The sequence below is a fragment of the Streptococcus sp. CF10-1 genome, from assembly GCF_024295825.1.
Taxonomy (GTDB): Bacteria; Bacillota; Bacilli; order Lactobacillales; family Streptococcaceae; genus Streptococcus.
Genome location: NZ_JANCPQ010000011.1, coordinates 1 through 17,366, shown reverse-complemented (window position 1 = coordinate 17,366; position 17,366 = coordinate 1). Strand labels below are relative to the sequence as shown.

The window sequence follows — 17,366 nt, the reverse complement described above, 5'->3', positions numbered from 1 at the left end:
TATTCACGTGTTGAATAATTTCCAGTCATTGGTTACTCCTTTTATTTCATATACTCTTGTTTCTGCTTAGATGGTGGCAGAGAGACTTCTTTTCAATTTTACATATTTTAATTCTCACCTGTCATTCTTTTGAAAATAATCCTTTAAATATCCATCAGTCCATCCTTGATATTATATCAAAAATTTTACAACCTTTCTCTGAAGAACTCAATCAATTTAAAAGATAGTGAACGGGAAAAATTCCAGTTACCTTTTTCTTTGTTCTATCCTATTTTCTCACTACATAGAAATCTAAAGAAGAGCTTGAAAGATTTCTTCCAAGTTCTTAGCATTTCTTTTTACTCAATAAGTAGGTTCACTTCCGCAAACTTAATTCGCACTGTCGTTCCTTTTCCAACCTCAGACTCGATGCGAATCTGGTGACCCAGTTCTTCAGAAATTTTCTTAGATAGATAAAGTCCAAGTCCAGATGACTGCTGGGTCAAACGCCCATTGTAGCCTGAAAAGCCACGTTCAAAGACTCGGAGCACATCGCTGTTTTTAATCCCGATTCCCGTATCCTTGATACAGAGTTCCTGACCTTCCATGTAAATCTCTAACCCACCTTCTTTGGTGTATTTGAGACTGTTTGAGAGGATTTGTTCAATGACGACCAACAGCCACTTCTTATCGGTCACGATAATTTTGTCAAGGTCATGGAGATTGAGCGTCAGTCCTTTTTGGATAAAGAAAAGGGCATACTTACGAACCACTTCCTTCACCAGATCCTCCACTTGAACCTTTTCAAATACCAAGTCATCGTGGAAGCTCTCCAAACGAAGATACTGCAATACCAGGTTGGTATAGGAGTCAATCTTAAAGATTTCCTGTTCCAGTTGCTGCTTGACCTCACGATCAGAGACTTCTGCTACCAAGAGACGACTCGCTGCAATGGGGGTCTTGATCTGATGAACCCACAAGGTGTAGTAGTCCATCAAATACGTCAGCTTGCTCTGCGCTTCCGACTTCTTTTGATACAATTCAGATTCACGCTCTTCGAGCTTTTCTACTAGCGCACATTCCAGAGGAGACTTGGGGTCTCTCTCAGCATAGAGTATTTCCTGCCGGTAAACCTGAGCTTCTGCAAATATATCCCAAGCCCAAAATAAGAAGGTCAAAAAACTACTGAGCAGAAAGAAATAAAGAAAATAAGTTCCTAGACTAGCAAATAAAAACTGAAAGAGAAGGACGAGAAAGCCTAATGAAAAAATATAGGTAAAAACGCGACTGCGAGAACGCAGATAGGCTAGACAAAATGATTTCCAATCAAGCATGTTTCAGTCCGTATCCTATCCCTTTCTTGGTTTCGATAAAGCCTACTAAACCTTGCTCCTCCAACTTTTTACGCAAGCGAGCAACATTGACAGACAAGGTATTGTCATCGATGAAAAAGTCGCTATTCCAGAGTTCCCGCATCAAGTCATCACGCGCCACGATATTGCCAGCATGTTCAAACAGCACTCGCAAAATTTGAAATTCATTCTTGGTCAAACTCAGGACCTCCCCCTGATAGTGCAGGTCCATAGACTTGGTATTGAGGATTACACCTGCATACTCTAGCAAACTTTCATCCCGCCCAAACTCATAGGAACGGCGCAACAAGCCCTGAACCTTAGCAAGGAGGACCTGCTGGTCAAAAGGCTTAGTTACAAAGTCATCCGCTCCCATATTGATTGCCATGACGATATCCATAGCCTGATCTCTCGAAGACAGAAACATGATAGGTACCTTGGAAATCTTACGAATTTCCTGGCACCAGTGGTAACCATTAAAGAGTGGCAGGCCAATATCCATGAGGACCAAATGAGGTTCTGACTGGACAAAAAGGCTCAATACTTCCATAAAATCTTCTACCAAAACGACCTCAAAACCCCACTCAGAGAGCAGTTTCCCAACTTGTTGCCGAATAACTTGGTCATCTTCTACTAGTAAAATCTTGTGCATGCGCTCCTCCTTTGCTATTTTTCAAAGTATCAAAACCCTTCATATCAGATTTACGGATCAGTATCTCATACTGTTTAGCAGCTATTTCCCAAATTCAGATCAGAAAACAGATGCTAAATAGAGAACATTCCCACTGATATCATACCTTATTTTTAATTATAGTTCCAGCCTTATCCTATATTTTACTTTTTGTGCTCATTTAGTTAGCGTTTCTTTAACTTATTTAATAGATCTAGCCTTCTTATTGACAAGCTAGCCATGATTTGTTAGAATATGAATGAACAAAAAATTCTATTCATTCATTCATAAAATAAAGGAGGGTAAATCCTATTGGACAAAAAACAATCTTTAAAGACAGCAGCCTATGAAGTTTTTTCGAAAAAAGGTTACAAGGCAACAAGTATTTCAGAAATTGCTAGGCAAGCTGGTGTTGCAGTTGGTTCTTTTTATAACTATTACGAGAGTAAAGAAGCCATTTTTCTAGACATCTATATAGATGAAAACAACCGTGTTCGCCAAGCTATGATCGAAGAACTGGATTGGGAAATTGACATGATCGACCTCATTGGTCAACTATTTGCTCAGTCCAGAACTCTCGTTTCTTCCAATAAAATCCTTGCAGAATGGTACAATCCTGCCATCGCAGATGAGTTGCACAGCTACTATTCCTCGGAAGAAGGCAAAGTCGCAAATCCTTTTCATCAGTTTCTAGTTAAAACTTTTACAAATCGCATGCAGGCTGAAGGGTACTCGCCAGAAAAGATTCAAGATATTTTACAGGTTTATAATCTTTTTTACTATATGGATATGCATATCACGGAAAAAGATTTTCCAGATATTGGCAAAACTGTTGAAATACTTGCAACCAACTTCATTAAAGGAGTTCTAAAATAAAGAATGGATTTCTTTATTTTTTGAAAAGATATGAATGAATTGTTTTTAAGTTCATTCATAAATTTAAGAACAGGAGTCATAAAAAATGAAAAGAGGTAAAAAAATGTTTATTATCATTCTATCAACACTTGGAGCGCTATGTATTATAACTTGGGGTGCCATCGCTTATCTTGGACGAAGCCAGACATTATCGATAAAATCCATCGAAAACCCCAGCGGAGATCTATATTTAATTCATATCACAAAACCGAGTCATCAAATCTGGAAAGCTGGGGCTTATGCTAAGTTTACACTCCCTGATACCTCGTCTACTGCTAGTAAATATGAAGCTAAGGGAGAGCAAACCAGTCGATGGCTAACCACCTGATGAAGATGAAATCCTCATTTTAACTCATCATAGTGGTAGCCACTTTAAGAACACCTTGACACATTTACCGTCTGGCAGTAAGATTGAGATGAGTTGGTTGGATTCCTCTTTAACCATTAAAGATACGAATCAGCCACTAGTTTGCTTTGCATCTGATGTTGGTATTTCTACTCTACGCCCCCTTATCAAAGAATGGGCTGGTAAATGTCCGATTATTCTCAACCATTTTGACAAAGGAGTTACTATTTTCGATAATGAGATGAAAGAACTGGCTCAAAAAACATCGAATTTTACTTATAAAACTAGCGAGGAACTTTCTCAAAGTCAAGAATTTTTAAAACGTGCTATTGATGAATACGGCAATCAAGCTAGCTATCTTATCACAGGACAGCCTGATGATGTAAATGAGATGAAGAACTTTTTAAAGGAAAATGGGATTGATAGCAAAAACATACAAGTAAGCTCGTTTAGAGGTTTGAAATAGGAGCAATCTATCTTCTATGTATTTCAATCAAACCCTACTAGGTCATTCGAATAAGCCCACTAGCTAATTCTAGGTAAATGTGGTAGGATAAACATAGAGAAAGGAGCTTTTATGGCCAATATTTTTGACTACTTAAATGATGTAGCATACGATTCCTTTTATGATCTCCCCATGAATGAGTTAGATGTTCTTGCCTTGACTGAATTAACCTACCTATCTTTCGATGATGTAGCCACCCAAGAACCAAAGCGTCTCATAGATCTAGCACCCCAAATTCCTAGAGAAACGACGATGTTGACCAATAAAAACCGTCTCCAGTTGTTGGATCAACTCGCTCAACACAAACGCTTTAAAAATTGCAAGCTCTCAGACTTTATCAACGATATCGATCCTGAATTGCAAAAACAGTTCGCAGCCATGACTTATCGTATCAGTCTCGATACCTATTTGCTTGTTTTTCGCGGAACGGATGACAGTATCATTGGTTGGAAAGAAGATTTCCATATGACCTATATGAAGGAAATCCCAGCTCAAAAACATGCCCTCCAGTATTTAGAGAATTTTTTTGCTCAACACCCCAACCAAAAGGTTATCCTAGCAGGACACTCAAAAGGAGGCAATTTAGCTGTCTATGCTGCCAGTCAACTTGATCCAAACTTGCAGAAAAACATTATCTCTGTCTATACTTTTGATGCCCCTGGGCTTCACAAGGAACTAACCGAAACACCAGGCTATCAAAACATGATGGAAAGAACGAAAGTGTTTATCCCGCAAGGGTCTATCATCGGAATGATGTTGGAAATTCCGGACAAAAAAATCGTCGTTCGAAGCACCGCTCTAGGTGGCCTTGCTCAGCATGACACTTTTAGTTGGCAGGTTGAAGACAAGCACTTTATCCAACTAGACGAGACCAATAGTGACAGCCAACAAGTCGACACTACTTTCAAGGAATGGGTTGAAACAGTTCCTGACGAAGAACTGCAGCTCTACTTTGACCTCTTTTTTGGAATCATTCTAGATGCAGGCATCTCTTCTATCAACGACCTTTCTTCCTTCAAGGTCATTGAACACATTCACCATCTCTTTGTCCAAGCCCAATCCCTCACTCCCGAAGAAAGAGAAACCATGGGACGCTTAACCCAACTCTTGATTGACACCCGCTACCAAGCTTGGAAAAATCGTTAAGATAAGAAAGTCAATGAACCACCCGATTCGTTGGCTTTTTTAGAAAAAAGGGTCAGAAAAGTTAGACTAAATCACAAACCTTGACTAAAGATTCATTTTTTGTTAAAATGTAACAAATCTTATTACATCTAATATAAGATAAATCCATGAAAGGACTTCTACTATGAAATCATTAAAAGGTATTTTATTTATCGGACTTAGTATGCTTCTGACCATTCTAGCTTGGCTCAGTTCAGGTGCTAGTCAGTTTCTAATCCCTGGTTTAGCTCTCACTACCCTCTCACTTACTTTTATGCTAGCTAGCCGTTTACCCTTACTTGAAACTTGGTTTAACGGACTTGAAAAAATGTATCTAGCTCATAAATTCACGGCTTTTCTATCCATTCTCCTACTAACCCTACACAACTTTAGCATGGGCGGTCTCTGGGGTTCGCATTTGGCCGCCCAGTTTGGAAATATAGCTATCTATATCTTTATCAGCATCGTTCTGGTTGCCTATCTCGGACAATACATCCAGTATGAAGCTTGGAGATGGATTCATCGATTGGTTTATCTAGCCTATATCTTTGGCCTTTTTCATGTTTTGATGATCATGGGAAATCGCCTCCTCTCCTTTAGTTTCCTAGGTCTTATCTTTGGAATCTATGCTATTTTAGGCTTGCTTGCAGGTTTTTATATTATTTTCCTTTATCAAAAGGTCGGTTTCACCTATCTTGGAAAAATCGTAGGAATCAAACGCCTCAACCACGATACAGCTGAAATTGAAATAGAGCTCAGTCATCCTTTCACCTACGAATATGGACAATTTGCCTTTCTAAAAATTTTCCAAAAAGGTTTTGAGACTGCTCCACACCCTTTCTCCATCTCTGGAGGGCAAGGACAAACTCTTTATTTTACGATAAAAAACTCTGGTGACCACACCAAGAATATCTATGACAATCTTCAAGTTGGTAGCAAGGTTGCAGTTGATCGCGCTTATGGGCATATGACTATGAAACACGGTCCAAAACAGCAAATCTGGATCGCAGGTGGAATTGGAATAACACCTTTCATCTCTTATATCCGGGAGCATCCTATCCTAGACAAGAGCGTCCGTTTCTACTATAGTTTCCGTGGAGAGGAAAATGCTGTCTACCTAGACCTACTTCGTGACTACGCCCGTCAAAATGCTAACTTTGACCTGCAGCTGGTCGATAGCAATGAAAAAGGATACCTGACTTTGGATCAAGAAGAAATCCCTGACCAGACTACAGTCTATATGTGTGGACCTCTTCCTATGATGAAGGCCCTTGCCAAGCAAATCAAGAAAAAGAATCCCAGAGCAAAACTCATTTACGAAGGTTTCAAGTTTAAATAAGATCATTGTCTCTCTAACACAAAAGAGGGACTTTCTTTTCACTTTATTTCCCTCTTCTATGCTATACTTAGTTTAGTACATTCTTTGAGATTGGAGCCAGTATGAAAATCCATAAAACCGTGAATCCCGTTGCCTATGAAAATACTTATTATCTGGAAGGAGATCAACACCTGATTGTGGTTGACCCAGGTAGCAATTGGGAAGCTATTCGCAAGACTATTGAGAAAATCAACAAACCAGTCTGTGCCATTCTCCTGACCCACACCCACTACGACCATATTATGAGTCTGGACTTGGTTCGTGAGACTTTTGGAAATCCCCCAGTTTATGTAGCAGAGAGTGAAGCTAGCTGGCTTTATACTCCAGTCGATAATCTCTCTGGTCTCCCTCGTCATGATGATATGGCAGATGTGGTCGCAAAACCAGCAGAACACACCTTTGTCTTTCATGAGGAATACCAGCTTGAGGAATTTCGTTTTACAGTTCTACCAACTCCAGGGCACTCTATTGGCGGTGTTTCCCTGGTCTTTCCTGATGCCCATCTAGTCTTGACAGGAGATGCTCTATTCCGAGAAACCATCGGACGGACAGACCTTCCTACAGGTAGCACGGAACAACTCCTCCATAGCATTCAGACGCAACTCTTTACTCTTCCTAACTACGATGTCTATCCTGGGCATGGTCCAGCTACGACTATCGCTCACGAAAAGACCTTTAATCCCTTTTTCTAGCAAGCAAAAAACCAAGGATGCTATCCTTGGTTTTTGTTTTACCAAATAATCACACGGTCCTCTGGTGAACGCCACATGCCGTCGCCTTCTTTGACATCGTATGTTGTAAAGAAGTCATCGAAGTTTGGTACTTGCACATTGACACGGAGTTTGGCAGGCGCGTGCACATCGACACTGGCCATAAGTTTCATCAATTCAGGACGGCCTTTCATACGCCAGATACGAGCAAAGTTGTGGAAGAATTCTTCAGCAGAGAAGTCTGGTTCTCTCTTGGCTGCTTCAAGGGCTGCAGCAATTCCTCCCAAGTCAGCAACGTTTTCAGACACGGTTAGTTTCCCGTTGATTCTTGCACCGTAAGATTCTTGCCCATCAAACTGGTCGATAACTTTCTGCGTTTTTTCTTTAAAGGCAGCATAGTCACTCTCTGTCCACCAATCCTTGAGGCTACCATTTTCATCAAAGGAAGCGCCATTTGTGTCGAAGGCATGAGAAATCTCGTGGGCAATAACAGCACCAATACCACCGTAGTTGGCAGAAGACGACTGATGCAAATCATAGAATGGAGCCTGTAAAATAGCAGCTGGGAAAACAATCAAGTTCTTCTGAGGATTATAGTAGGCATTGACCATATGAGCAGGCATGCCCCACTCCTTGTAGTCAACCGGTTGGTTCCACTTGCTCCAGCTGTGCTTGATTTCCACACGCGCAAAGGCTAGGGCATTCTCAAAGAGACTGGCAGTTTCGTCCACTACTTTGTCCTTGTAGCGTTCTGGCAATTCCTCTGGATAACCAATATAAGGCTTGATGACATTAAGTTTGACAATGGCCTTATCACGCGTTTCAGGAGTGAGCCAGTCGTTCTTAGCCAAACGTTCCTTATAAACGTCAATCATAGTCGCTACTTTTTTCTCTACGTCTGCCTTTGCTTCTGGGGAGAATTTTTCATGCGCATACCAAAGACCAAGAGCCTGCTTGAAAGGACCTTGGGCCAAGTGATAAGCTGCCTTGACCTTGTCCTGTGCTTCTGGCACACCTGAAAGGGCACGTCCGTAGGCACCTGACAAAACACGAATCTCGTCAGTTAGATAGCTGGTTGAAAGATTGACCACACCCAAAATCAAGGTTGCTTTGAGTAGAGGCCACGCTTCTTCACTATAGAATTGATCTGCTGCTTGCCAGAAACGTTCCTCGTCTACGATAACCTTGTCTGGAGTTTGTCCAAGAACTGTTTGGAAGAAATCATCCAGAGGTAGGGCAGGAGCAAATTTCTTGAAATCTTCATAAGCGTATGGATGGTAGAGTTTGGCATACTCTGAACTTTCTTCGTTAGAAAGCACCACAGCCGCAATACGACGGTCCAATTCCAATCGTTTCTCTAGTAAGTCCGCGATTTCCTCATCTGAAAAATCATAGGCTTTGAGAAGATTCGCAGTACTTTCCTTCCAAAGAGTCAAGAGCTCCTCACGCTGAGGATGGTCTTCAGCGTAGTAAGTCGTATCTGGTAAAATCGTCCCTGGTGCACTTGCCCAGAGAACATTGGTTCTGGCATCCATAAAGTCTGGTGATACGCCAAATGGGAGGAAGTTTGGCTTACCAGCTAGTTCAAACTCTGCCAGTTTGCTGGTGAAATCTGCGAAACTCTCCAAGTCTTGGTATTCCTTAAGTAGAGGAAGGACAGGCTTGATTCCATCTGCTTCTCTCTTGTCAAAATCACGTACCATACGATGGTACTTAACAAAGTTTGCGATGATAGCATCCTCTGGGACTTCTTCACCTGCCAACCACTTGTCTGTAGTCGCCAGCATCAACTCTTCAATTTCCTCGTCAAGGTCAATAAAACCACCTGTTCGAGATTTGTCAGCTGGAATGACAGCTGTTTTTTCCCATTCGCCATTGATTGCATTATAAAAATCGTCTTGATAACGTGTCATCTTGTTCTCGCTTTCATTTTTTCACTTATTCTTAGCTTAGCAAAAAACACTTGGGAATGCAATTAAAAATGGTTTCTCTTTTTTCTTCATTTTTCAGTTATTATTTTAAATTTTTCAAAAATTAACTTGACTTAATTTTTTTTTTAATGTATATTAAAAGACAGGAGGAAAACAACTGTATGATACGTATCGAAAACCTCAGTGTCTCCTACAAAGAAACGTTGGCACTAAAGGATATTTCACTAGTGCTCCACGGACCAACTATTACCGGAATTATTGGTCCAAACGGTGCTGGAAAATCAACTTTATTAAAAAGTATGTTGGGAATTATCCCACATGAAGGTCAGGCCTTTCTCGATGACAAAGAATTCAAGAAATCTTTACATCGAGTTGCCTATGTCGAGCAAAAAATCCATATCGACTACAATTTCCCTATCAAGGTCAAGGAATGCGTCTCTCTGGGACTCTATCCATCCATCCCACTCTTTCACACCTTAAAGGCCAGCCACTGGAAAAAAGTGGCAGATGCACTTGAAATCGTTGGGCTCTCAGACTATGCTGATCGCCAAATCAGCCAGCTCTCAGGAGGACAATTTCAACGTGTGTTGATTGCTCGCTGTTTAGTGCAGGAAGCTGACTACATCTTTCTAGATGAGCCATTTGTTGGGATTGATTCGGTTAGTGAAGAGATTATCATGAACACGCTGAGAGACCTTAAAAAAGCTGGTAAAACAGTTCTCATCGTCCATCATGACCTCAGCAAAGTCCCCCATTATTTCGACCAAGTTTTGCTTCTCAATCGAGAACTAATAGACCTTGGTCCGACTAAAGAAACCTTTACCGAAGCCAATCTTAAGAAGGCCTACGGTAGCAAACTCTTTTTCAATGGAGGTGGCCTATGATAGCAGAATTTATCGATGGATTGCAACATTTCCATTTCCTACAAAATGCCTTGATAACAGCTATTGTCATCGGGGTGGTTGCTGGTGCTGTAGGATGTTTTATCATCCTACGTGGGATGTCTCTCATGGGAGATGCCATCTCTCACGCAGTTTTGCCCGGCGTAGCCCTTTCCTTTATCTTGGGAATTGATTTCTTTATTGGAGCCATCATCTTTGGCTTGATGGCTTCCATCATCATTACCTACATCAAGGGTAACTCTATCATCAAGAGTGACACTGCCATTGGTATTACCTTTTCATCTTTCTTAGCCTTAGGTGTCATCTTGATTAGTGTTGCCAAGAGTTCGACAGACCTCTTCCATATCCTTTTTGGGAATATCCTCGCTGTCCAAGATACGGACATGTGGATCACCATTGGTGTGGGTGCATTGATTCTCTTGATTATCGGGATTTTCTTTAAACAACTATTGATTACATCCTTTGACGAACTCCTGGCTAAAGCCATGGGAATGCCCGTCAATTTCTACCACTATCTGCTCATGGTGCTCTTGACCCTTGTGTCAGTTACTGCCATGCAAAGTGTTGGAACTATTCTTATCGTGGCCATGTTGATTACCCCAGCTGCGACGGCTTACCTTTATGCGAATAGCCTAAAGAGCATGATTTTTCTTTCATCAACCCTAGGGGCAACTGCTTCTGTTTTGGGACTCTTTATCGGCTATAGCTTCAATCTCGCAGCAGGATCCAGCATCGTGCTCACATCTGCTAGTTTCTTTCTCATTAGCTTCTTTATCGCTCCAAAACAACGATATTTGAAACTGAAAAATAAAAAAATCAATAAATAAGGGGAGACCCTTTCTGGAGGAATCTAATGAAAAAATTAGGTACATTGCTTGTACTCTTTCTTTCCGTCATTGCACTGGTAGCATGTGCTAGCGGAAAAAAAGATGCTACTTCTGGTCAAAAACTAAAAGTTGTTGCTACAAACTCAATCATCGCTGATATTACCAAAAATATCGCTGGTGACAAGATTGATCTTCACAGTATCGTTCCTGTTGGTCAAGACCCACACGAATACGAACCACTTCCTGAAGACGTTAAGAAAACTTCTCAAGCTGACTTGATTTTCTATAACGGTATCAACCTTGAAACAGGTGGCAATGCTTGGTTTACCAAATTGGTCGAAAATGCCAAGAAAACTGAAAACAAAGACTACTTTGCAGTCAGCGAAGGCGTTGATGTTATCTACCTTGAAGGCCAAAACGAGAAGGGCAAAGAAGACCCACACGCTTGGCTCAACCTTGAAAATGGGATGATTTATGCCAAAAATATCGCTAAACAGCTGATTGCAAAAGATCCTAGCAACAAGGAATTCTACGAAAAAAATCTCAAAGACTATACTGAAAAACTATACAAACTAGACAAAGAAGCCAAAGAGAAATTTAACAATATCCCTGCTGAGAAGAAACTCATCGTAACCAGCGAAGGATGCTTCAAATACTTCTCTAAAGCCTACGGAGTTCCAAGTGCCTACATCTGGGAAATCAACACGGAAGAAGAAGGGACTCCGGAACAAATCAAGACCTTGGTTGAAAAACTTCGCCAGACAAAAGTTCCATCACTCTTTGTTGAATCAAGTGTCGATGACCGTCCAATGAAGACCGTTTCACAAGACACAAACATCCCAATCTACGCACAAATCTTTACTGACTCAATCGCTGAAGAAGGCAAAGAAGGCGACAGCTACTACAGCATGATGAAATACAACCTTGACAAGATCGCTGAAGGTTTGTCTAAGTAATCCACTAAAAAACGTCGTTCTCACGTGAATGGGCGTTTTTCAATTTCCGGTCAAATCATTGGAAAAATCTGACAATTCTCGGTAAAATAAAAGAAAAAAGAATGGAGTAGTTTCATGACCACTTTTCTCGGAAATCCTGTAACCTTTACAGGTAAACAACTGCAAGTCGGAGACAAGGCACTTGACTTTTCTCTTACGGCAACCGATCTCTCTAAAAAAACGCTAGCTGACTTTGATGGAAAGAAAAAAGTCTTGAGTGTTGTCCCTTCTATCGATACTGGTATCTGCTCAACGCAAACACGTCGATTCAACCAAGAACTAGCTAACCTCGACAATACCGTCGTTCTTACCGTTTCTATGGACCTACCATTTGCTCAAGGACGCTGGTGTGGGGCTGAAGGTCTTGACAATGCCATCATGCTTTCAGACTACTTTGACCATTCTTTCGGGCGCGATTATGCCCTATTGATCAACGAATGGCATCTCCTTGCACGTGCTGTCTTTGTTCTCGACACTGATAATGTCATCCGTTATGTAGAATACGTTGACAACATCAACACGGAACCAGACTTTGAAGCTGCTATTACCGCTGTTAAAGAGTTGGACTAAAATCAAAGCCATTATGGCAGAAGGCTAGAGAAATCTAGCTTTTTTTGATATACTAGATGGAGAGAAAAGACAAGAGGAAACGAATGACGCCAAATAAAGAAGATTATCTAAAATGTATTTATGAAATCGGTACGGAAATGCAAAAAATCACCAATAAAGAAATTGCTACCCGTATGCAAGTCTCTCCACCTGCCGTAACAGAGATGATCAAACGCATGAAAAATGAAAATCTCATCCTCAAGGACAAGGAGAATGGCTACCTATTGACAGATATTGGCCTCAAACTGGTCTCAGAACTCTATCGCAAACACCGGTTGATTGAAGTCTTTCTAGTTCACCATCTCGACTATACTAGCGATCAGATCCACGAAGAAGCTGAAGTCCTAGAGCACACTGTATCCGACCTCTTCGTAGAGAGACTGGATAAACTGCTTGGTTTCCCTAAAACCTGCCCCCACGGAGGGACCATCCCAGCCAAGGGAGAGCTCTTGGTTGAAATCAACAACCTACCTTTAGCAGATACCAAAGAAGCTGGAACCTATCTCTTGACTCGGGTTCACGATAGCTTTGATCTGCTCAAATACTTAGAAAAGCATGAGATTCATATCGGTGACCAAGTCCAGGTCAAGCAGTTTGATAATTTTTCCAATACCTTTACACTGGTCAACAAAGGTGAAGACCTCCAAGTTAGTATGGATATCGCCAAACAACTCTATGTCGAAAAAATCAACTAAGCCCTTATCCTTGAAAGAAATTCCTTTCAGGGATTTTTTATTATTTTAGTTGTAAGTTCCATTCGTTTGATGTAGAATGAAGCTAGATAAAAGAGGGAGGTCTTCCTATGAAAAAGCTCTTTAGAATCCATTTTGCAGCCATTGTAGTCAGCGATTTGCTACTGTTGGTAACTTTCAGACCCCGATACGAACTTTCTTTGGAGAGAGGCCTGATTTTTTGCTTCATTTTCATCCTTGTTCAGGGACTACTGCTATTTCGCTTGGTCAATCGACTCAAAAAACAGTTCTCTGAGATTTATCCTCAAATCAATAAAAAGATTCGCTTCTACTATTTAGGAGTGCTCATCAGCGATTTTCTATTATTTGTCTTTTTAGCCATCACTGGCCCTCAATATTTCTACTCTCTTACTCCAGTCTTTACTTCCTGTCATTCTACTTTATATTATATAACGGCTAGCCACCTAAGAGAAAACTATCCAGACTTTTACAACAAACATACCTCTTTCTGGGAGTGTCTATAAACAAAAACCAAGCCAGCTGGGCTTGGTTTTCTTATCTATTTTTAGTATCAAGAATGATGGTAACTGGCCCATCATTTACCAGCTCCACCTGCATATCCGCTCCAAAGATGCCTGTCTGAACGGGCACTTCCTGAGCTAGCTTTTGGTTGAAAGCCTCATAGAAGGCAGCTGCCATATCCGGCTTGGCTGCTCCTGTAAAGGCGGGACGATTGCCTTTCTTGGTATCCGCAAAGAGAGTAAACTGAGAAATAGAAAGGATTTCCCCCTCAATATCCTTGATAGACAGATTCATCTTGCCTTCTGCGTCTGAAAAAATTCGCATATTGACAAGCTTTCTCACAGCATAGTCCAAATCTTCCTCTTGGTCCTCTGGACCAACACCGACCAGTAATAAGAGTCCCTGATTAATTTTTCCATGAACCTGACCTTCGATACTGACTTGAGCTTTTTTAACCCGTTGGATAATGATTTTCATAATAGCCTTTCTAGTAACTGAAGGGAGAATTAGCCGTTGGTCCGTTTGACAGAGTAGACCTCTGGCACACTCTTAATCTTGTCCACGACTGTGGTCAGTGTAGAGAGGTTGGAAATACCAAAGGAGACATGGATATTAGCAAATTTCATATCCTTGGTTGGTTGAGCATTAACGGTTGAGATATTCTTAGTTGTGTTGGAGAGAACTTGTAAAACATCGTTCAAAAGCCCTGTACGGTTGAGGCCGTAGATATCGATGTGAGCAGTGTATTCCTTGCTTGAGAATTGATCTTCCCATTCCACATCAAGGAGACGTTGCTCATAGTTTTCTTGGGCGCGCAGGTTCATACAGTCCACACGGTGAATAGCTACACCGCGTCCCTTAGTAATATAGCCGACAATGTCGTCACCTGGCACTGGATTGCAACACTTGGCAATCCGAACGAGGAGTCCTGAGGCACCTTCAATCACCACACCACCCTCATGCTTGACCTTGAGGGTTTCTTTATTTTCAACCTTAACTTCACCACCTTTGACAAGCTCTTCTGCTTCCGCCTTGGCCTTGGCACGCTCTTCCTCACGGCGTTCCTTTTCGGTCAAACGGTTAAAGACGGTAATAGCGCCAATTTCTCCAAAACCAATGGCTGCGTAGAGAGCCTCCTCTGTCTTGTAGCTGGTCTTTTGAAGAACCTCGTCCATATGACGCTTGTCCATAAACTTATTAGCCACATAGCCGTTTTCTTGGAACTGGGCCATCAACATTTCACGGCCCTTGTTAACGGATAATTCCTTGTCTTGATTTTTAAAGAACTGACGAATCTTGTTGCGCGCCTTGCTGGTCTTGACCATGTTGAGCCAGTCACGACTCGGACCAAAGGAGTTGGGATTGGTGATAATTTCAACCTGATCCCCTGTCTTGAGCTTGGTTGTCAGTGGAACCATACGGCCATTGACCTTAGCACCAGTCGCTTTTTCACCGACTTTGGTATGGATTTCATAGGCAAAGTCAATCGGTCCTGAATCTTTTGGAAGGGAGCGAACCGCACCATCTGGAGTAAAGACGTAAATCTCCTCCGCCAGATAGTTTTCTTTAACAGAGTCCACAAATTCCTTGGCATCATCAGCCTGATCTTGGAGCTCCATCATCTCCTTGATCCAGTTCATCCCAATAGCAGATTCCTTGCTGTTGACCTGCCCTTTAATGCCTTTCTTATAAGCCCAGTGAGCCGCAACCCCGTACTCAGCCACTTCGTGCATCTCCTTAGTCCGAATCTGAAATTCAATCGGCCCTTTTGGTCCATAAACGGTCGTATGGATAGACTGGTAACCGTTGGCCTTACGATTGGCGATATAGTCTTTGAAGCGGCCTGGCATAGGTTTCCAAAGTTCATGCACATAACCCAGCATGGCATAAACATCACTCTGGGTATCTAAGATACAGCGAATGGCAATCAGGTCATAAATTTCCTCAAAGCGTTTCTTCTTATCCTGCATCTTGCGGTAGATCGAATAGATATGCTTAGGACGACCATAGATTTTCCCTTTGAGATTGCGTTCGGTAGCGTACTCCTCCAACTTGGTTACGACTTCATCGACCAAAGCCTCACGTTCCCTGCGTTTTTCCTTCATCATGTGGGTGATCTTGTAAAACTCAGTTGGATTGAGATAACGGAAAGATAGATCTTCCAACTCCCACTTGACACTGGAAATCCCTAGACGATGAGCAAGTGGTGCGTAAATTTCCATGGTTTCTCTGGAGATCCGTTCTTGCTTATCCTTTCGAAGGTGTTTGAGAGTCCGCATATTGTGCAAACGGTCCGATAATTTAACCAAGATAACACGGATATCCTCAGACATGGCCATAAGCATCTTGCGATGGTTTTCCGCCAATTGTTCCTCGAGTGATTTGTACTCAACCTTACCAAGCTTGGTCACCCCATCAACGATAATCCGAACATCATGACCGAACTCTCTCTCCAGATCATCCAGTGTCGCATCTGTGTCCTCAACAACGTCATGCAAAAAACCACAGGCAACGGTTACGGCATCCAGCTTGAGCTTAGCCAGAATGCCTGCTACCTGAATGGGATGGATAATATAGGGCTCTCCTGATTTCCGAAACTGCCCACTATGGCAATCCACAGCGTATATTAATGCTTTTTGTACAAAAGCAACGTCTTCCTTTGTTAAATATTCTTTCGTTAAAGCGACTACCTGATCGCCCGTCAAATTCACTTCTTTCGGCATCTATACTCTCCAATTCTTCCTACCATTTTATCACTTTTTTAAGGATATGAAAACTAGAAAAGCTCTGCAGTTCTATAATTTACTCCATCCCTTACGATGATCTCAAAAAGAACAATAAACTTTAAACTGTTTTATTATTTTTATTTGATAAATTGTAAAATATAGTGCAACAAAAAGACTCATAGCATTTCATGGGGGTAAACTGTAAGTAACCACACAAACAGAACCCGAGGAAAAACTATGAGCTACTCCCATCTTACCATAACCAACCGAATAAAGATAGAAACCTACCTTGGAATTAGGTTTAAAGCCTTGCCAAATTGCAAGTAAACTTGACGTCCATAAGTCTACCATTTCAAGAGAGTTAAGAAGATGCCAAAATGCTTATTCTGCAGTCTTAGCACAGGAACAGTAGGACCACTGGGCCAAGCAAAAAAGTCGGAAGTCTTGTTTAACACCAAAGTTGAAAAAGGAAATTGAGAACGGTTTAAAATCCTCCTGAGGCTTTGAACAAGGCCTTATATGATATCAATCACCGACCACGAAAATGTTTAGCTTACAGAACTGCTTATGAAGCTCTAGTGGATGAGTTAGAGTAAATGTTGCGCTTATTCTTACAATTTATCATCTATAATAACAAACTATAACAAACTCACATCATCCTTCTTTTATAAGGTATATTTGTTAAACGTTCTTTTCTTCTAACTTTCTATGAAAGTTTTTATTCTCTTGATAGCGAGCTTCCAGTACATTCTCTATACGATTCTTGTAAAGTTGATGATAGCTGTCTAAATTGTTCTCTATCTCAAAGATATAAGGTTGAATTTCTGCAAAACTACTGTCTCTGCATGCATAGGAAAGCGCCTCTAGGAGATGATCCGTCTCCCTACTAAACTTGTGGAAATCATCATCCAAATCCATCTCCAAACGCTCTAAGTCTCGTAATTTACGATTATGCTCATCCTCTAGTTTCTGAAGTTCCTTTTTATCCATGACCAGTTTTCTCCTAGCTTTTAATCGGACTCTGTAAAGTAGGGGTTTGCATGGTCTGGGTCAAGTAAGTTTCGGCAGCATCTGCAGCTTTCCCCTCAAATCCTCCCTTAATATTGTTTACATAGGTCTTAGAAGCATACTCTTGCATATCTG

At 41.3% G+C, this 17,366-nt stretch carries 16 protein-coding genes and 3 pseudogenes; 13 read left to right on the top strand and 6 right to left on the bottom strand.

The genetic code is table 11. The annotated features are described in order from the left end of the window. Window positions 1–338: 338 nt before the first annotated feature. Window positions 339–1,313, bottom strand: a complete 975-nt coding sequence (locus NMM25_RS10320) for a sensor histidine kinase (RefSeq protein WP_254736819.1) — start codon at window positions 1,311–1,313, stop codon at window positions 339–341. Next, window positions 1,306–1,983, bottom strand: a complete 678-nt coding sequence (locus NMM25_RS10315) for a response regulator transcription factor (RefSeq protein WP_000548982.1) — start codon at window positions 1,981–1,983, stop codon at window positions 1,306–1,308. The genes NMM25_RS10320 and NMM25_RS10315 overlap by 8 nt, the downstream gene beginning before the upstream one ends. Before the next feature lie 324 nt (window positions 1,984–2,307). Here NMM25_RS10315 and NMM25_RS10310 point away from each other — a divergent pair, with 324 nt between their 5' ends. The 5 genes and pseudogenes from NMM25_RS10310 (at window position 2,308) to NMM25_RS10290 (ending at window position 7,001) form a co-directional block, all read left to right on the top strand. Then, window positions 2,308–2,877 carry a TetR/AcrR family transcriptional regulator gene (locus NMM25_RS10310; RefSeq protein WP_215804952.1) on the top strand — a complete coding sequence of 190 codons (570 nt, stop codon included), beginning with the start codon at window positions 2,308–2,310 and terminating at the stop codon, window positions 2,875–2,877. Between the two features lie 85 nt (window positions 2,878–2,962). Next, window positions 2,963–3,728: pseudogene (locus NMM25_RS10305) on the top strand (ferredoxin reductase). A 111-nt stretch (window positions 3,729–3,839) separates the two neighbouring features. Then, a complete protein-coding gene (locus tag NMM25_RS10300) occupies window positions 3,840–4,913 on the top strand; it encodes a DUF2974 domain-containing protein (protein WP_254736818.1) in 1,074 nt (357 codons plus the stop codon). 163 nt (window positions 4,914–5,076) lie between these two features. Continuing rightward, complete coding sequence (locus tag NMM25_RS10295) at window positions 5,077–6,270, top strand: oxidoreductase (RefSeq protein ID WP_254736817.1); 1,194 nt, start codon at window positions 5,077–5,079, stop codon at window positions 6,268–6,270. A gap of 101 nt (window positions 6,271–6,371) precedes the next feature. Next, window positions 6,372–7,001: an MBL fold metallo-hydrolase gene (locus tag NMM25_RS10290; protein WP_254736816.1), complete on the top strand. Its 630-nt coding sequence runs from the start codon at window positions 6,372–6,374 to the stop codon at window positions 6,999–7,001. 38 nt (window positions 7,002–7,039) lie between these two features. Here NMM25_RS10290 and NMM25_RS10285 read toward each other — a convergent pair whose 3' ends face one another. After that, the gene (locus tag NMM25_RS10285) at window positions 7,040–8,932 is read right to left on the bottom strand and encodes a M13 family metallopeptidase (RefSeq protein WP_254736815.1); all 1,893 of its coding nucleotides are present in this window, start codon (window positions 8,930–8,932) and stop codon (window positions 7,040–7,042) included. A 179-nt stretch (window positions 8,933–9,111) separates the two neighbouring features. Here NMM25_RS10285 and NMM25_RS10280 point away from each other — a divergent pair, with 179 nt between their 5' ends. The 6 genes from NMM25_RS10280 to NMM25_RS10255 all read left to right on the top strand — a co-directional run bounded on the left by NMM25_RS10280 (window position 9,112) and on the right by NMM25_RS10255 (window position 13,499). Then, window positions 9,112–9,834 carry a metal ABC transporter ATP-binding protein gene (locus tag NMM25_RS10280; RefSeq protein ID WP_254736814.1) on the top strand — a complete coding sequence of 241 codons (723 nt, stop codon included), beginning with the start codon at window positions 9,112–9,114 and terminating at the stop codon, window positions 9,832–9,834. Next, complete coding sequence (locus tag NMM25_RS10275) at window positions 9,831–10,679, top strand: metal ABC transporter permease (protein WP_254736813.1); 849 nt, start codon at window positions 9,831–9,833, stop codon at window positions 10,677–10,679. Before NMM25_RS10280 ends, NMM25_RS10275 begins: the two co-directional genes overlap by 4 nt. A 26-nt stretch (window positions 10,680–10,705) precedes the next feature. After that, window positions 10,706–11,635 (top strand): metal ABC transporter substrate-binding protein, encoded by a 930-nt coding sequence (locus NMM25_RS10270; RefSeq protein WP_254736812.1) that lies wholly within the window; start codon window positions 10,706–10,708, stop codon window positions 11,633–11,635. Window positions 11,636–11,749: 114 nt separating this feature from the next. After that, a complete protein-coding gene (tpx, locus tag NMM25_RS10265; RefSeq protein ID WP_254736811.1) occupies window positions 11,750–12,244 on the top strand; it encodes a thiol peroxidase in 495 nt (164 codons plus the stop codon). A gap of 83 nt (window positions 12,245–12,327) precedes the next feature. After that, complete coding sequence (locus NMM25_RS10260) at window positions 12,328–12,978, top strand: metal-dependent transcriptional regulator (protein ID WP_254736810.1); 651 nt, start codon at window positions 12,328–12,330, stop codon at window positions 12,976–12,978. Between the two features lie 107 nt (window positions 12,979–13,085). After that, on the top strand, window positions 13,086–13,499 hold the full coding sequence (locus NMM25_RS10255; protein ID WP_254736809.1) for a hypothetical protein: 414 nt from the start codon (window positions 13,086–13,088) through the stop codon (window positions 13,497–13,499). 31 nt (window positions 13,500–13,530) lie between these two features. Here NMM25_RS10255 and dtd read toward each other — a convergent pair whose 3' ends face one another. Then, entirely contained in the window at window positions 13,531–13,974 is a 444-nt protein-coding gene (dtd, locus tag NMM25_RS10250; RefSeq protein ID WP_254736808.1) for a D-aminoacyl-tRNA deacylase, read from the bottom strand. Window positions 13,975–14,003: 29 nt separating this feature from the next. Further along, on the bottom strand, window positions 14,004–16,220 hold the full coding sequence (locus NMM25_RS10245; RefSeq protein WP_001123776.1) for a bifunctional (p)ppGpp synthetase/guanosine-3',5'-bis(diphosphate) 3'-pyrophosphohydrolase: 2,217 nt from the start codon (window positions 16,218–16,220) through the stop codon (window positions 14,004–14,006). A 240-nt stretch (window positions 16,221–16,460) separates the two neighbouring features. Here NMM25_RS10245 and NMM25_RS10590 point away from each other — a divergent pair. Both NMM25_RS10590 and NMM25_RS10235 read left to right on the top strand, forming a co-directional pair. Further along, window positions 16,461–16,719: pseudogene (locus tag NMM25_RS10590) on the top strand (helix-turn-helix domain-containing protein); the annotation flags it as partial. Window position 16,720: 1 nt separating this feature from the next. Then, window positions 16,721–16,819: pseudogene (locus NMM25_RS10235) on the top strand (IS30 family transposase); the annotation flags it as partial. A gap of 85 nt (window positions 16,820–16,904) precedes the next feature. On the opposite strand, the gene NMM25_RS10230 reads toward NMM25_RS10235, so the two are convergent. After that, complete coding sequence (locus tag NMM25_RS10230; RefSeq protein ID WP_254736806.1) at window positions 16,905–17,213, bottom strand: hypothetical protein; 309 nt, start codon at window positions 17,211–17,213, stop codon at window positions 16,905–16,907. Window positions 17,214–17,366 lie beyond the last annotated feature (153 nt).

Bases quoted from the DNA above. Each gene is read 5' to 3' on its own strand.
- NMM25_RS10320 (WP_254736819.1), bottom strand. From the start codon at position 1,313: ATGCTTGATTGGAAATCATTTTGTCTAGCCTATCTGCGTTCTCGCAGT.
- NMM25_RS10315 (WP_000548982.1), bottom strand. From the start codon at position 1,983: ATGCACAAGATTTTACTAGTAGAAGATGACCAAGTTATTCGGCAACAA.
- NMM25_RS10300 (WP_254736818.1), top strand. From the start codon at position 3,840: ATGGCCAATATTTTTGACTACTTAAATGATGTAGCATACGATTCCTTT.
- NMM25_RS10295 (WP_254736817.1), top strand. From the start codon at position 5,077: ATGAAATCATTAAAAGGTATTTTATTTATCGGACTTAGTATGCTTCTG.
- NMM25_RS10290 (WP_254736816.1), top strand. From the start codon at position 6,372: ATGAAAATCCATAAAACCGTGAATCCCGTTGCCTATGAAAATACTTAT.
- NMM25_RS10285 (WP_254736815.1), bottom strand. From the start codon at position 8,932: ATGACACGTTATCAAGACGATTTTTATAATGCAATCAATGGCGAATGG.
- NMM25_RS10280 (WP_254736814.1), top strand. From the start codon at position 9,112: ATGATACGTATCGAAAACCTCAGTGTCTCCTACAAAGAAACGTTGGCA.
- NMM25_RS10275 (WP_254736813.1), top strand. From the start codon at position 9,831: ATGATAGCAGAATTTATCGATGGATTGCAACATTTCCATTTCCTACAA.
- NMM25_RS10270 (WP_254736812.1), top strand. From the start codon at position 10,706: ATGAAAAAATTAGGTACATTGCTTGTACTCTTTCTTTCCGTCATTGCA.
- tpx (WP_254736811.1), top strand. From the start codon at position 11,750: ATGACCACTTTTCTCGGAAATCCTGTAACCTTTACAGGTAAACAACTG.
- NMM25_RS10260 (WP_254736810.1), top strand. From the start codon at position 12,328: ATGACGCCAAATAAAGAAGATTATCTAAAATGTATTTATGAAATCGGT.
- NMM25_RS10255 (WP_254736809.1), top strand. From the start codon at position 13,086: ATGAAAAAGCTCTTTAGAATCCATTTTGCAGCCATTGTAGTCAGCGAT.
- dtd (WP_254736808.1), bottom strand. From the start codon at position 13,974: ATGAAAATCATTATCCAACGGGTTAAAAAAGCTCAAGTCAGTATCGAA.
- NMM25_RS10245 (WP_001123776.1), bottom strand. From the start codon at position 16,220: ATGCCGAAAGAAGTGAATTTGACGGGCGATCAGGTAGTCGCTTTAACG.
- NMM25_RS10230 (WP_254736806.1), bottom strand. From the start codon at position 17,213: ATGGATAAAAAGGAACTTCAGAAACTAGAGGATGAGCATAATCGTAAA.